This is a genomic window from Nonomuraea sp. NPDC003560, from assembly GCF_042878785.1.
In the GTDB taxonomy this organism is placed as follows: domain Bacteria; phylum Actinomycetota; class Actinomycetes; order Streptosporangiales; family Streptosporangiaceae; genus Nonomuraea.
Genome location: NZ_JBIAOF010000008.1, coordinates 186,053 through 201,041 on the forward strand (window position 1 = coordinate 186,053; position 14,989 = coordinate 201,041).

Genomic DNA, 14,989 nt, shown 5'->3' on the forward strand with positions numbered 1-14,989 from the left:
ACGCCGGGGGCTTCTGTCCTACCGGGTCGCTCCGGCCACCCACTTGGGGGCGCCGTACTGGTAGGCGCCGAGGCTGGGGAGCGGGTCCGTCGAGCCGTCGTTGACGCCGGGCAGCGGGATCGCCTGGTTGCGCGCCGGGGACGCCTCCGACAACCGGTAGTCGCGCCCGGCCGGGTCGACGAACAGCGGGTCGACGTCGGCCGGCAGGTTGTTGGACAGCACCATCCCGCCGTTCGTGGCGCCGTCGAGGCCGCGGATCGGGCCGATGTTGTTGTAGACCTTGGTGCCCGTCGAGTTGCCGGGCTCCTTGACGTAGAACATCGTCATGCCGCCGGTGTTGTTGTAGACGCCGTTGTTGTGCGAGCCGCCGCCGAGGCCGTTGAGCATGACGGTCCCCTCGGGGTTGCCCCAGCCCACGTTGGCGGCGATGGTGATGTTGCTCTGCCCGTTGTCGGCGTAGACGCCGGTGACCCCGAACTTGGTGGCGCCCCACCTCGGCGCCGGATCGTGCAGCACGTTGTGGTCGATCGAGGTCCCCAGCATGTCGGAGCCGCAGCAGGTGTAGACCGCGGCCACGTCCAGGCTCAGCCGGGCGTACTGGGAGATGTCGTTGTAGGCGATGCGGTCCGGCCCCGGCGTGCCGCCGGCGGCGTTGTCCCACTGCAGGTTCACGCCGCTGCGGCCGACCCGGTAGATGGTGTTGTGCGTGACCGTCTGGCTGTTGCCCTGCACGGCGACGCCGGCCGCGTAGGTGCCCAGGTAGTCCACGTCGTGGATGACGTTGTTCGTCGCGGTGTTCCGCATGCCGCGCAGCGCGATGCCGTTGCCGGCGCTGAGTGACAGGTCGCTGTTGACGACCTTGTTGTCCGTGCCGTTGAGCACGATGCCGGTGTCGGCGACGCCCCGGGTGACGGTGGAGCCGCAGTCGGTGGCGCCGCGGGTGATGTCGGTGTAGTGCGACAGGTACGTGCCGGTGATCCCGTCGATCACGACGTGGCTGCTGCCCGGCCCGGTCTCGACGGTGGAGGCGAACAGGCCGACGCCGGCGATCGTCGTATGGCTCGCGTTCCGCAGGTCGAAGGCCAGCGTGCGGGCCTTGGCCTCGACCACGTGCCGGTCGGGGTCGTCCTCGCTGTACAGGTAGAGCCGCTTGCCGGCCGGGTCGTAGAACCAGGTGCCGGGGTGGGCGAGTTCGCCGATCTTGCCGGTGAGCGCGTACCGGGTGTCCTTCGGGATCACCTTGTGGACGCACGGCGGCGCCACGTCGAGCACGACCGAGCCCACGTCGGAGCTCTTGATCGTGGAGGTCGCCGTGATGTACCAGTAGTTCGTCGTCACGCGGGCGCCGTTCCAGTAGCCGGCCGGGCGGGTCAGCGCGTCGTCGGCGACGGTGGCCTCCGCGCTGCCCGGGCCGGCGTACCGCACCGCGGGTTCGAGCAGGTCGAGGCCGGGGTAGGGCCACTGGGCCTCGACGTTCATCCGCTTGTCGGTGAAGGTCTGCACGGTCGTGACGTCGCGTCCGAGGTCGGCGCGGGCGCTGTAGACGTGGCCGTCGCGCACGGCCTGGGCGAAGGGCGAGCCCGGCGCGTACGGGTCCGACTGAGCGATGCGGGCCAGGTCCTGGCCGGTGACCGGGGACCAGCCCCTGATCCGCTTGGCGCCGCTCACCGTCACGCGCGCGCCGGGGGCCGCCCGGTAGGTGATGGGCAGTCCGGCGGCGCCCGACCGGGCGGGCACGACGGTCTCCTCGTACGTGCCCGACTGGATCAGGCAGGTGTCGCCGGGCGTCATGACGTCGGCGCACCGCTGGATGTGGCGGTAGGCCGTCGCGGCCGACCGGCCGTCGGCCGAGTCCCTGCCCCACGGCGCGACGTGGTAGGTGGTGCCGCCCGCGCTCGTGCCCTGCGCGGCCGCCGCCGGGACGGCCGCCGACACCGTCGCGACCACCGTCGCGAGCACCGTCGCGACCACCGTCGCGATCACCGTCGTGATCACCATGGCCGCGAGCGGCCGCCGAAGGCGTAACAAGGTCATGGTCCCTCTTTCCGTGACGGGCCGTTCAGCCCTTGACCGCGCCGACCGTGAGGCCGCTGATGATGTGGCGCTGCATGTAGACGAAGAAGATGACGACCGGTGCCACCGCCAGCAGCAGGTTGGGGAACACCCGCGTCAGGTCGGTCGAGTACTGGCTGATCCCGGCGTAGATGGCGGTCGTCACCGTGTACCGGCCGGAACCGGGGCTGAGCAGGATCTGCGGGCTGACGAAGTCGTTCCAGATCCCGATCGAGTTGAGGATCAGCACGGTGACCACCGCGGGCCGCATCAGCGGGAAGATGATCGTCCAGAACGTGCGCAGCCGCCCCGCGCCGTCGATCATCGCCGCCTGGTCGATGGAGGCAGGGATGGTACGGATGAAGCCGACGAACAGGAAGATGCTCACCGGAAGGGTCGAGGCCACGTCGTGGGCCACGAGGCCGGCCACGGTGTTGGCCAGGCCGACCGAGCGCAGCACGTAGATCACCGGGATCACCAGCGCGGCGCCCGGGATGAAGGTGCCCGCGAGGAAGTACAGCAGCAGCAGCTGGGAGCGGCGGCTGAGGCTGCGCGCGATCGCGTACGCCGCGGGCCCGGCCAGCAGGATGCACAGGACGTCCACGACGACGACGAGGAACAGCGTGAAGCCGTAGCTGCGGATCACGTTGTACTGGGGGCTGTTGACGGCGTTGGCGAGGTACTCGAAGGTGAGGTCGCCGAACGGGAGGGAGAAGGGGTTGCCGAGGATGTCGTCCTGGGACTTGAAGCTGTTGACCACGAGCAGGTAGACCGGCACGGTCATGGCCACCAGGAGCAGCGCCAGCATGACCGGGCGCACGAAGGAGCGGCGCCTGCCGTGGGCGGCTCGCGTTTGTTCGATCATCACCGTCCCCTAACTCGTCGTGGCGCGGTCTTGCCGGTTGCGCGCGGCGGTCACCAGCAGGGCGAGGCCGGCGCACACGACCATGAGGAAGACGGCCTGCGCGTTGGCGTAACCGACCTTCGTCCCCTCGAACGACCTGGCCAGGATGAGGAACGAGTACGTCTGCGTGGCGCCCGCGGGCCCGCCGTTGGTGAGGCTCACGACCAGGTCGTAGGTCTTGATCAGGCCGATGAGGTTCAGCACGGTGGCCACGGTCACCACCGGGGAGATCATCGGGATCACCACGCGCAGGTTGGCCTGGCGCCGGGTCGCGCCGTCGATCGCCGCGGCCTCCAGCAGCTCGGCGGGGACCGTCTGGAGCGCGGCGACGAACAGCACGACGTTGAACCCGAAGCCGGCCCACACGATCACCGCGATGAGCGAGACCAGGGCGAGGTTCTCCTCGAAGAGGAAGCCGACCGGCCCGATGCCGAAGTGCTGCAGCGTGCTGTTGACGGCGCCGTTCGTGCCGAGGATCGCGGCCCAGAGGAAGCCGAGGATCAGCGCGCTGATCACGTGCGGGTAGTAGGCGAGCGTGCGGAAGAACGAGTTCGTGCGCGAGCGCTCCTTGAGCAGCAGCGCGTACGCCAGGCCGCCGCCGATCATGAGCAGGGTGCCGGTGACGGCGACGAGGGCGGTCACGTACCAGGCGCTGGTCGAGCTCGGGTCGTCGAACAGGTGCAGGTAGTTCTCGAAGCCGACGAACACCGCGTCGGAGAAGCCGTTCCAGTCCGTCAGGCTGAGGTAGACCGCCACGCCCACCGGGACGACGGTCATCACCGTGTAGACCAGCACGGACGGCGCGACCAGCCCGAAGGTCACCGCCTTGGCCCGGTACCTGGCCGGCAGCCACTCGCGGCGCGGGCGCCGCGGCTCGGACGCCTGCCGCTCCGGCCGCCGGGTCAGCTCTGCGAGTTCCACCACTTGTCCAAACCGGCGGCGACCTGCTCGGCCGTGGCGCCCGTGTACAGCTTCTGCACCTGCGTGTTGAGCTCGGCCGGATAGCCCTCGACCGGCTGGCGCTCGCCCGACTTGACCAGCACGGACGGCGCCTCCTCAAGGATCTTCTGGACCTGCGTGCCGAGGCTGGACATCTTGTAGGTGAAGCCCTTGCGCAGGTTGCCGTCGGCGGCGAGCTGGCTCTCGATCGCGGCCGGGTCGGTGACCAGCCACTTCACGAAATCGATCGCGGCGGCCTTGTGCTTGGAGGCGTTGACGACCACGTACGGGCTGGCGATGTTGCCGTACTGGCCGGTGGGGTGGGAGCCGTCGGTCGGCATGGAGAAGACGCCGATCTCGTCGCTCTTCTTCGCCGCGTCGGCGGCCGGGACGAAGAAGGAGCCCATGACGTACATCGCGGACTTGCCGTCGAGGAAGGCCGTCTGCCCGTCGGCGTAGGTGAGGCCGAGCGCGCTCTTGTCGAGGTAGCCCTGGTCGATCCAGCTGCGGAAGCGCTGGAGGTACTTCAGGTAGTCGCCGGTGGCGAAGGAGACCTGGTTCTGCTTGCGCTTGACCGTCCAGTCGGGGTCGGCGGTGAGCACGCCGGAGTCGGCGATCAGGGAGAACTGCGCTCCCGGCACCCACTGCCCGGCGCTCTGCAGCGGCGTGTAGCCGGCGCTCTTCAGCTTGGCCATGGCGTCCTGGAACTGGTCGAGCGTCTTGATGGCGGTGGCGTCGAGACCGGCCTTGGCGAAGGCGGCCTTGTTGTAGAAGACCAGCGACTGGATCTGCTGGCCGACGCCGACCAGGTAGCGCTTGCCGTCCACGGCGTACTGGTCGGCCAGCGGGGTCTGGCCGGTCCACGCCTCGCCGGTGAGGTCGGCGAACAGGGCGGCGTTCTCCTTCGTCGGGGTGATCTGCTGGGCGATGTCCGGCGGGTCGCCGGCGGCGAGGTCCTGGGTGAGCTTGGCGGTCGCCGAGACGGTCCCGGTGAGCTCCAGGTTGACCTTCACCCCCGGGTGGCTCTGCTCGTACTTGGCGAACAGTCCCTTCCAGTACTGCTCGGTCAGGTTCGGGCTGATGTTGACGATGATCCGCAGAGCCGTGGCGCCGGCCTGCGCCGGGTCCTCGCCGCCGCAGGCGGTGGCCGCGGCCACCACGGTGGTGGCGGCGACCGCGACCGCGCACGCCCGGCGCAACTGTGTTCCCATATCCGCTGCACGCTCCAATTGCATAGTCATGACCGGTGGAAGGTCGGGGGTGGACTGGCCGCCTTCGGGAGCCGCCCGCCCGGGGGCCACCTGAGTGAGGGGGTCGGGCTGCGCGGGCCGGCGTGGCGGACGGCGTGACGGCTCGACACGATCGACGCGGCGACATCGACCACCATCAACGTCCATCGCCTATCGATAGGTGATGTTATGTGGCATACCTAACTTGTTCAAGAGTCATTTCGTGCGTGCCGGCGAAAGCTCACGGCGAACCGGCCGCCGCCCCCCGGGCCGGTGACGGCCAGCGTCAGCCGGGTCAGCCGGGAGCCCCAGCTGCGCGCGAGACGCGGGTCGTCGATGTCCCGGTGCTCGACGGACGCGGCGCCGACGGCGGGATCCCAGCGCAGTTCGAGCGGCGGTCCCCCGTCCGCCGTGACGACCGCCCGGCCCGGCCCGCACTCGACCTCGCCGGCGAGAACGTGCCGGAACAGCACGGTCCGGGGGCCCGTGGCCCATTCGTCCTCCACGCTGACGTACGGCTCCGGGCCGTCGCGCACCAGCCGGACGACGCGCTCCCAGCGGGTGAGCAGGCCCGCCGGATAGGCGGCGCTCAGGTCCGCCCGCAGGACGGCCTGGCCCTCGTCGAACCGGACGGCGACGTCCCGCGCGCCGTGCTCCGGCCCCGGGAGCTGCCCGTGCCCCGGTTCGGGCACGTTGTGCCAGGCGCTCTGGAACGGCCACTCCTCGTAGCGGCGCGGGCCGAACGTCGCGGCGGTGTAGGTCGGCTGGCCGACGTCCACGACGATCGGACGTCCGTCGAGCGCCACCCAGTAGGAGCCGACGTCGAGGTGGTTGTGGTGCTCGCCGTTGTGGCCGGCCTTCGCCGCCACGGTCAGCCCGTCCGCGCTCCCGGCCCGCTCGCGCGCGACCATGACCTGGATGCGCGGCAGCCAGCACTCGCGGGCCAGCCAGGGCGAGCCGTCCGGCGTCCCGCCGGCCGCGACCGCCCGGCGCCATCGCCGGTCGGCCAGCGCGGTCATGGCGCGCCCGAGCCCGGCCCTGGGCTGGACGACGCCGCCGGACGCGCGTGCGGCGGCCACCGCGTACGCCACGGTCTCCGGTCGCCCCAGGCGCTCGCCCCAGCGGAAGAGCACCTGCCACGGCCGCTCGCCGGAGAGCCGGGCCGGAGCGTCGCCGGTGTTGACGTACCAGTCCGCGCCGAGGTGCATGCGCGGCGGGTAGGCGAGCAGGGCGGGCAGCACCGGCGGGCCGGGGTCGTCCAGCAGGTCCAGCGCCTCCAGCAGCCGGCACGCCCCCTGCCACCAGTACGCGATGCCCTCGTCGATCCCGCCGTCGTCGGGGAGCCCGGTGACGTAGTGGTCCAGCCCCTCGGCGACCAGGCGTACCAGGCGCTCGCGCCGCCGGACGTCGTCGCAGAGCAGCAGCGCGGCCGCCAGGACGGCCCCGTGGATCCAGGGGTTCCAGTTGTTCGCCCGGCCGTCGCGGCCGATCCAGTGCCAGTCGCGCACCCGCTCGAACGGGGTGAGCACCCGCCGGTCGGCCTCGCGGCGCAACCTGCGGCGCAGCCCCGGGGCCCGGACGTCCAGATGCGGGCCCAGCGCGTGGTCGGCCCAGGCGAACAGCGCCGCGATCTCGGCCGCGCCCAGGTCGAGGAAGGGGTCGTCGGGATCGGGCACGACCTCGCCCCGGGCCGCGGCCCCCCGATCGTGCGGCGCCCAGCACCACGTGCTCGTCTCGGCGAGCGCCATCAGGCCGTCCACGACGGCGTCCAGGTGCGGGCACGCTCCGGGGGGCGCGGTCGCGGGGGCCACCTCGCCGGTGAGCACGGCGGCGAGGGCGAGGACGTCCACGCGCTCGCGCAGCCGCCGCGCCTTGTCCTCGTGCACGGCCCGCGCCCCGTCGCGGAACGTCCGGGCCCAGTCGTCCAGGGACAGGCGCGGGGCCGGCCGGGCCAGCTCTTCGGCGGCGGCGGCCAGGACGGCGTCGCGGGCCTCGGCGGGCACCGCGTCCCACACCGGCCGCGCGGTGACGTCAGGAACCATCGTCGTCGCGCAGCACGAGCTCGACGACCGGCAGCGGCACGTCCGGCGCGGCGATGGGCAGGGTCAGCGTGAGCGTGCCCGGCGGCTGGCCCGGCAGGGCGAGGTTGTTGTGCTCGTGCTGGTCTCCGTCCGCCCGGTGGAAGCGCACCTCGGAGCCGTCGTGGAGGAACTGCGCGTAGCGCACGCGTCCGGCGAGGCCGGGCAGATGGACGTGCTTGAGCGGCCAGGACAGCAGGTGCAGGTAGAGGCGGCCGGCCCGCTGGGTGTAGAGGGCGTTGGGCGGCGGGGTGAACGCGCTCGGCCCCGCGCCGTGCACGGCCCTGGCGTGCAGCGACATCCACTCCCCGATCGCGCCCAGCGTGTGCCGGGCCCGCGGGTCGAGCGCGCCCCGGCCGGTGGGCCCGACGTTGAGCAGCAGATTGCCGGCGCACGCGACGGACTGGACGAGCATCCGGATCAGCAGCGCCGGGTCCTTGTAGTCGTGGTTGTCGCGGTCGTAGCCCCAGGAGCCGTTGAGCGTGTGGCACGCCTCCCACCTGACCTGGCCGCCGTCGCGGGTGAGCGGCCGGTCGGGCTGGTACTGCTCGGGCGTCACGTAGTCGCCGGGTATGCCGAGGCGGTCGTTCACCACGATCTGCGGGTTCAGGGCGCGCGCGGTCGCCATCAGCTCCTCCGCGCCCCAGTCGGCGGGCCCCTTCGCCGGGTAGGTGAAGTCGAAGAAGAGCAGGTCGATCGGGCCGTACCCGGTCAGCAGCTCGCGTATCTGCCCGTTCATGTACGCCCGGTAGCGGGCCATGTCGCGGGTGGCGTTCGCGTCCGGCGGCGCGCTGTCGCGCAGCGGGTGGTACTGGTCGATGGTGAAGTCGGGGTGACGCCAGTCGAGCAGCGAGTAGTAGAGCCCCACGCGCAGGCCCTCGGCCCGCATGGCCGCGGCGAACTCGGCGACCAGGTCCCGGCCCGCCGCGCGGGCGCTGGTGTAGCCGGTGAGCTCGGAGTCGAACAGGCAGAACCCGTCGTGGTGCTTGGCGGTCAGCACCGCGTAGCGCATCCCGGCGGCGCGGGCGTTCCTGGCGAGCTCGGCCGCGTCGAACAGGTCGGGGTCGAACTGTTCCAGGTAGCGGTCGTAGTCCTCGTCGGACATCTTCTCCCGGCTGCGCACCCACTCGTGCCGGGCGGCGAGGCTGTAGAGCCCGAAGTGGACGAACATCCCGAACCGCGCTTCCTCGAACCACTCCGTCGGCCCCGCCGGCATCCCGGTCTCCTCTCACGGTTGACAGCCCTCATCGGTCGGCAGTTACATCTACCATCGATAGGCGATAATTGTCGATGTGTTGGGATGAGGCAGAAATGAGCACGAACGGGCATGTCGGGGCACCGGAGACGGGCGTCTACGAGACGATGCTGGGACCGGCGCACTCCTCGCCCTTCGTCCGGCCCGGCGCGGGCCTGGTGGACGCCCTCGCGGACGTGAGCGCCGCCACCGCGTGCGCCAAGCTCCACCAGATGGGCATAACCCGCACCTTCATCGACGGCCCCGTCCCCCTGCACCGGGAGCCGGGCGTACGGATCACCGGCGGCGCTGTGACCCTGCAGTTCCTGCCCCAGCGCGAGGACGTCTTCTCCGGCACCGGACAGGAGGACGCCGAGCGCAAGACCGCGCTGTGGGCGGTGCTGGAATCCATCCGGCCCGGCGACGTGCTGGTCGTCTCCGCGCAGGCCAGCCACTTCACCGGCTGCCTCGGCGACATGCTCGTCCGCTACTTCAAGCTGCGCGGCGGAGCCGGCATCGTCGTGGACGGGCGGGTGCGCGACGCCGAGCGGGTACGCGCGCTCGGCGTGCCGATCTGGTGCACGGGGGTGACGCCGCACTACGCCTCGCAGGCCGAGCTGTTCCCCTCGGCCTTCAACGTCCCGGTGGGGGTGGGCGGCACGCTGGTGACGCCCGGCGACCTGATCGTCGCCGACGAGGACGGAGCGGTGGTCGTCCCGCAGCGGAGCGCCCTGGCGGTGGCCGAGGACGCCCTCCTGCACCAGGACCGCGAGGAGTTCGCCCGCCGCCGCCTGGACGAGGGCGGCCGGCTGTCGGACTACTACCCGCTGACCGGAGCCGGCCTCGCCGAGTACCTGGCCGCTCGCGAGAACGACTGAGAAACGGGGGCGGGGCGGCGAACCCGCCCCGCCGGGGTCTTCCTCTATCCGTCCAGCAGCTCGTGCGGGACGAAGCCCTCCTCGGCGAGCCGGCGCCACAGCTCCGGCGGGATCTCCGTACGCCAGGCGGCCGCGTTCCCCTTCACCTCGGCCGCCGACCGGCAGCCCACCACGACCGACCGCACGGCGGGATGAAGGAAGGGGAACTGGACGGCCGCCGCGGCGAGCGGCACCCCGAACTCCGCGCAGACGGCGCGGCAGCGCTCGGCCCGCGCCAGCACTCCGTCCGGCACCGGCCGGTAGTCGAACATGGCCTCCGGACGCGGGTCGGCGAGCAGCCCGGTGTTGAAGACGCCGCCCACGACCACCGCCGTGCCGGTCTTCAGGCACAGCGGCAGCAGGGTCGTCAGCGCGTCGTGGTCGAGCAGCGAGAAACGCCCGGCGATGAGGACGACGTCCACGTCGAACTCGGCCACGTACGCGGCCAGCGGTTCGCTGTGGTTCATGCCGAAGCCGACGGCCCCGGCCAGCCCCTCCTCCCGCAGCCTGCGCACGGCCGGGTAGGCGGTACGGCGCACGTCCTCGGGGAAGTCGTCGGGGTCGTGCAGGTACAGGATGTCGACGGAGGGCCGCCGGAGCCGTTCCAGGCTGGACTCCAGCGACCGGCGGATGCCGCGTTCCGTCCAGTCGGTGACCACCTTCTGCCCGGGGCGCAGCAGCCAGCCCGCCTTGGTGGAGATCACCGGCTCGGCGGCCCCGCCACCGGTCGCGAGCGCGCGGCCGAGCCGGTCCTCGGCGACCCCGTGGCCGTAGCGGGGCGCGGTGTCGAAGTAGGTGACGCCCTCCTGGACTGCGGCGGCCACCGTGGCGGCCGCGTCCTGCTCGGAGACGTCCTGGAACAGGTTGCCGATGGGGGCGGTGCCGAGGCCCAGCCGCGGCAGCTCGGCCCTCATCGCCGCACCTCCATCGGCGGAGCCTCGTACGTGGGTGTCCCGCCGCGCAGCGTCATCGTCAGCGTGAGCCGTACGTGCGTCGAGCCCGGCAGCCGCACGTGGACATGCGGCCCCTCGACGGGCGCAGGCGGCTCGTCGTCGGCGCGGACCTCGTGGATGACGTGCTCGGCGAACGTGCCCGCCTGCACCACGAGCGAGCGCGGCGCCGCGCCGAGGTTGGCCAGCTCGACCACGGTGTGCTCGGCGTCGATGCTCGTGACCAGCGCGGCGACGTCGGCCGGCAGGCCCGGACGGCGCTCCTCGGCGTCGAAGTACCGCAGGTGCATCTGCGCCAGCGCGCCGTTGTAGAGCACCTGCGGGGATCCGGTGGTCAGCTGCAGCAGCGCCTCCGTGACGACCGGGTTGCGGTCCTGCCAGTCGTGGATGCCGAACGCGTCGGGGCCGACGGCGGGGTCCACCGGGTCGGCCGCGATGGACTCCAGCCGCTGGGCGCAGGTGTCGATGGCGCTGCGCAGCATCCGCTCGGGGAAGCCGGGGTTGCGGCCGGCGAGGTACTCGTACCAGGGCTCCTCGTGCCCGGACTCCTCCTTGGTGCGCTGGGTGTGCACCGCCGTCCAGTCCCAGCTCGCCTCCTCGCGGAGCCGGTCGACGCGCTCCCGGTCGGCGGCGGCCCGGCTGAACTGCCACAACGCCACGGGCAGCTGGGTCGGCATGATGTTGTGGTCGAACCACCCGGAGTCGTCGCGGCGCATGGGCGCCATGAGGGTCGGCTCGTGCTCCAGCCCGCGCAGGTGGGGCCGCCAGCGCTTGGTGATGGTGGAGACGTCGGCGGGGCGGCGCCGTTCGGCCCGGCCGAGCACGACGTCCAGCGGGTTCCTGGCCAGGTCCAGGTAGGAGGCGTCGCCCGTCAGCAGCGTCGCGTTGGACGCGCCGACGATCGCCGCCGTCCCGACGGGCGGCAGGCCGTGGGGCCAGGACCAGCCGTAGTGGCCGCCGTACCAGCGGCCGTCCAGGTGCTCGCCGACCACGCCGTGCAGGCCGGCGTTGTCGGGGACGACGTCGCGGCCGTCCAGCCGCCGCCGCCAGGCGTCGACGTACTCCACCACCCAGTCGGCGTGGCGGGACTCGCCGCCGAGCAGGTAGGCGTTGGTGACGAGGCTGGTCGCGCAGAGGTTGACGATCGTGTCGCCGCGGCCCATGCGCTCCCACATCACGCGGCCGTACGCGCGGGCCCGCGCCGGATCGGCGGCCAGGTCGTCGAAGGGCGCGGCCTCGTCGATCCAGTCCAGGGGCAGCCCGTAGGGGCGCAGGGCCAGGCTCCACGGGAAGTAGACGTCGTGGTCGCTGAAGCCCCAGCGGGGGCCGGCCGCGCCGTTGTGCGGCGCGCGGATGATCCGGTGCTCGGGGTCGTAGTTGGGGCCGCCGGGCAGGTAGAGGTCGGCGAAGCGCCCGGCCAGCTCCCTGAGCTCGCCGTCGCCGGGCGCGGCGAGGCAGAGCCCGTAGAACAGCAGCATGCCCTCGCCCTGGTGGAACCAGTCGTAGCCGCGCTCGAACCCGTCGACCAGCATGCCCATCCCGGCCAGCTGGGCGGTGACCCCCCGCCAGTGCCGTCGCGCCGCCGCCAGGACGTCCGCGCTGCCGCCGAGCAGGTACAACGTCGGCCAGTTGAAGAACGCCTCGTAGAAGTCGTCGACCCCGTCGCGGCCGTCGAGCCCCTCCCCCAGCCTGTCGCGGAAGACCAGCCGGCCGTCGTCCTCGGTGTAGCGGTCGGAGAAGATCCGCCACGCCTTGTCCTGGACGGCGAACAGCTCCCGCTCCAACACGGCCCACCGCGGCGGGGTCGTCAGTCCGCGGGAGGCCCGCACCTCCGGCACGCGCGAGGCGTCGAAGGCCGTCACCGCCTGCCACCCCGCTCCGCCGCGCCGCCGGGACGTCTTGCTGCCATGCGCATGAGAACACCTGTAATCGCTGATCGATAGCCGATGATTAGAATCATCATGAGCGCGGATCAACGTGTCAATACTGGCCGAACATACGGAGCACAGGTGATCGACTGCCACGCCCACCTCTGGGACCTCGACGGCGGCTATCCGTGGATCACGCCGGAGTCACCTCACCACCGGTCGTTCACGGCCGGCGACCTGGCCGCGGCGGGCGACGGCCTCGGCCTGACCGGGACGATCCTGGTCGAGGCGTCCAGGGGCGACCGCGGCGAGACCTGGCGGCTGCGCGACCTGCGCCTGCGTCACCCGGGCCTGATCGCCGGGCACGTCGGCAACCTCAACGTGTACGCCGGGATCGAGCCGTCCCGGTTCCGGGACCTCATGGACGAGGCCCGCCCCAACGGGATGCGGCTCGGCGGCCCCTCGTGGGCGGCCACGCCCGCCTCGGCCCGCGCGCTCGTCCCCGTGCTGGCCGAGCTCGGGGTGGCGCTCGAACTCAACCTGCACGACGCCGCCGTCGGCGTCGCGGCCGAGATCGCCGCGCGGCACCCGGAGCTGACCGTGGTCGTCGACCACCTCGGCAACCCCCCGAACCTGCTGGCGGCCGACCCGGGCGAGTGGCGCGAGCACGTGCGCCGGGCGGCCCGCACCCCGAACGTGATCATGAAGATCTCCGGCCTGCTCACCCAGCAGCACGGCGTGCCGCCGGAACGGGTGGCCGCGCTGGTCGCCCACGTGGTCGAGGCGTTCGGTCCGGGCCGGTGCGTCGTCGGGTCCGACTGGCCGATCTGCCTGCCCCGGGGGTCCCGTGCCGAGTCGTTGCGGCTTGCCACGCTCGGGCTCGCCGGGCTGACGGCCGCGGAGCGCGAACGGGTGCTGCGCACCACCGCCGAACGCGCGTACCGCCTGGCACCCCCGGTTGACAACGCTCCGGAGCCCCTGCTTCGATGCGACAGTTGATCGATAAGCGATGATTGGTTAATCGATGGCCCACTTTGATCTCCCCCAGGACCAGCTCGAACGGTACCTGCCGACCCTGCCGGAACCGGCGGACTTCGATGCGTTCTGGGCGAAGACGCTCGCCGGGACCAGCGGCATCGACCTCGCCGTGACGGCCGAGCCGGCGCCGAACGGGCTGGCCACGATCGACACCTTCGACGTCACGTTCGCGGGCTACGGCGGCCACCCCGTCAAGGGCTGGCTGCACCTGCCGGTGACCAGGACCGGCCCCCTGCCCGCCGTCGTGGAGTACCTCGGTTACGGCAGCGGCCGCGGCGTGGCCCACGAGAAGCGGCTGTGGGCGTGCGCCGGTTACGCGCACTTCGTCATGGACACCCGCGGCCAGGGCGCCGAGACGCCCGACCCCGATCCCGCGACCGGCGACGTCGCGGCCCCCGGCTTCCTGACCCGCGGCGTGCTCGACCCCGAGCGGTACTACTACCGCCGCCTGTACACCGACGCCGTGCGGGCCGTCGCGGCGGTGCGCACCCATCCGGAGGTGGACGCGTCCAGGATCGCGGTGACCGGGACCAGCCAGGGCGGCGGGATCGCCCTGGCCGTGGCCGGGCTCGTCCCCGATCTCGTGGCCGTCATGCCGGACGTGCCGTTCCTGTGCCACTTCGGGCGGGCGACGACCTTCACCGACCAGCCGCCGTACGTGGAGTTCACCCGGTTCGTGAAGCTGCACCGGGAACACGCCGAGACGGCGATGCGCACCCTGTCGTACTTCGACGGCGCGACGCTCGCCCGCCGGGCCAACGCGCCGACGCTCTTCTCCGTCGGCCTCATGGACCGCATCTGCCCGCCCTCGACGGTGTACGCGGCCTTCAACCACTACGGCGCGCTCCACGACCTGCCCGAGGCGCGCAAGCGGATCAGCGTCTACCCGTTCAACGACCACGAGGGCGGCGGCCCGGCGCACGAGGCCGTCAAGCTCGCCTGGCTGGCGGACCGGCTGCAATCGATACCTGCTAACCGATGATCGCGTATCATGACAGCGGGGATCGGGGACGCGCGAGATCGCATGATGAGGACTTCATGGCATCGACACGGCAAGCCAACAGTGACTTCGCCTCCAGACTGGCCACGAGCAAAGACTCGGTCCGTCCCACCTTGATCTCCGATCGGGTGTACGAGCTGCTCCGCCAGGCCATCGTCGAGGGCGACCTCGCGCCGAACGAGCGCGTGGTGGAGTCGGAGATCGCACGCCGTCTGGGCGTGAGTCAAGCGCCGGTTCGCGAGGCCGTCAAGCAGCTGGCCCGCGAGGGGCTGCTCGTGCACGTGCCACGCCGCGGCAACTTCGTCGTCGAGATCTCCACCGAGCACGCCGAGTACGCCCGCCAGGTGCGCGAGCCGCTCGAACGCCTCGCCGCCCAGCTCGCCGCCGGGCACGTCACCGACGACCAGCTCCGCGAGCTGGAGGAGCTGGTCGAGCAGATGCACCAGGCCGTGGCGATGAACGACGTCGGCAGGTTCCGCGACATCGACATCGCCTTCCACACCAGGGTCAGCCAGATCGCCGGGAACCCGTTCCTGACCCGGATGTGGGAGGTCCTCGAACCGAGCCTGCGCGCGCTGCGCGCCATCGCCGACCCGCTCTTCGACGGCGACTGGCACGCGATGGCCGACGAGCACGGCCGCCTGGTCTCGCTGCTGCGCGACGGCGACCCCGCCAAGGCGGCCGAGGCGTTCGCCGACCATTCCGCGGGCCGCTCCCCCGTCCCCGACCGCCGCGCCCGTAGGAAGAGCAAGCCCTCTTCTCGCTGACTCCAGGATGTTG

12 protein-coding genes are annotated in these 14,989 nt (G+C 72.0%); 4 read left to right on the forward strand and 8 right to left on the reverse strand.

Annotated features, from left to right (window positions below; genetic code table 11):
* Positions 1–18 precede the first annotated feature (18 nt).
* The 6 genes from ACFYUV_RS29695 to ACFYUV_RS29720 form a co-directional block, all read right to left on the reverse strand.
* Positions 19–2,034 (reverse strand): right-handed parallel beta-helix repeat-containing protein, encoded by a 2,016-nt coding sequence (locus tag ACFYUV_RS29695; protein ID WP_387673654.1) that lies wholly within the window; start codon positions 2,032–2,034, stop codon positions 19–21.
* Between the two features lie 25 nt (positions 2,035–2,059).
* Complete coding sequence (locus tag ACFYUV_RS29700; protein ID WP_387673657.1) at positions 2,060–2,917, reverse strand: carbohydrate ABC transporter permease; 858 nt, start codon at positions 2,915–2,917, stop codon at positions 2,060–2,062.
* A 9-nt stretch (positions 2,918–2,926) separates the two neighbouring features.
* Entirely contained in the window at positions 2,927–3,877 is a 951-nt protein-coding gene (locus ACFYUV_RS29705; RefSeq protein ID WP_387673660.1) for a carbohydrate ABC transporter permease, read from the reverse strand.
* A complete protein-coding gene (locus tag ACFYUV_RS29710) occupies positions 3,859–5,106 on the reverse strand; it encodes an ABC transporter substrate-binding protein (protein ID WP_387673663.1) in 1,248 nt (415 codons plus the stop codon). Before ACFYUV_RS29710 ends, ACFYUV_RS29705 begins: the two co-directional genes overlap by 19 nt.
* Before the next feature lie 227 nt (positions 5,107–5,333).
* Positions 5,334–7,166 (reverse strand): heparinase II/III family protein, encoded by a 1,833-nt coding sequence (locus ACFYUV_RS29715; protein WP_387673666.1) that lies wholly within the window; start codon positions 7,164–7,166, stop codon positions 5,334–5,336.
* Positions 7,156–8,418, reverse strand: a complete 1,263-nt coding sequence (locus tag ACFYUV_RS29720) for an alpha-L-fucosidase (RefSeq protein ID WP_387673669.1) — start codon at positions 8,416–8,418, stop codon at positions 7,156–7,158. The genes ACFYUV_RS29715 and ACFYUV_RS29720 overlap by 11 nt, the downstream gene beginning before the upstream one ends.
* Before the next feature lie 95 nt (positions 8,419–8,513).
* On the opposite strand from ACFYUV_RS29720, the gene ACFYUV_RS29725 reads away from it, so the two are divergent.
* The gene (locus ACFYUV_RS29725; protein ID WP_387673672.1) at positions 8,514–9,314 is read left to right on the forward strand and encodes a hypothetical protein; all 801 of its coding nucleotides are present in this window, start codon (positions 8,514–8,516) and stop codon (positions 9,312–9,314) included.
* 44 nt (positions 9,315–9,358) lie between these two features.
* On the opposite strand, the gene ACFYUV_RS29730 is transcribed toward ACFYUV_RS29725, so the two are convergent.
* Together ACFYUV_RS29730 and ACFYUV_RS29735 are read right to left on the reverse strand one after the other, a co-directional pair.
* Entirely contained in the window at positions 9,359–10,267 is a 909-nt protein-coding gene (locus ACFYUV_RS29730) for an aldo/keto reductase (protein ID WP_387673675.1), read from the reverse strand.
* Entirely contained in the window at positions 10,264–12,165 is a 1,902-nt protein-coding gene (locus tag ACFYUV_RS29735) for a hypothetical protein (RefSeq protein ID WP_387673677.1), read from the reverse strand. Before ACFYUV_RS29735 ends, ACFYUV_RS29730 begins: the two co-directional genes overlap by 4 nt.
* Positions 12,166–12,312: 147 nt before the next feature.
* On the opposite strand from ACFYUV_RS29735, the gene ACFYUV_RS29740 reads away from it, so the two are divergent.
* From ACFYUV_RS29740 to ACFYUV_RS29750, 3 genes are read left to right on the forward strand one after another with little or no spacing between them, the layout of a single operon-like run.
* Positions 12,313–13,170 (forward strand): amidohydrolase family protein, encoded by an 858-nt coding sequence (locus ACFYUV_RS29740; RefSeq protein ID WP_387673680.1) that lies wholly within the window; start codon positions 12,313–12,315, stop codon positions 13,168–13,170.
* Between the two features lie 25 nt (positions 13,171–13,195).
* On the forward strand, positions 13,196–14,191 hold the full coding sequence (locus ACFYUV_RS29745) for an acetylxylan esterase (RefSeq protein WP_387673683.1): 996 nt from the start codon (positions 13,196–13,198) through the stop codon (positions 14,189–14,191).
* 56 nt (positions 14,192–14,247) lie between these two features.
* Entirely contained in the window at positions 14,248–14,976 is a 729-nt protein-coding gene (locus tag ACFYUV_RS29750) for a GntR family transcriptional regulator (protein WP_387673686.1), read from the forward strand.
* The last annotated feature ends 13 nt before the right edge of the window (positions 14,977–14,989 follow it).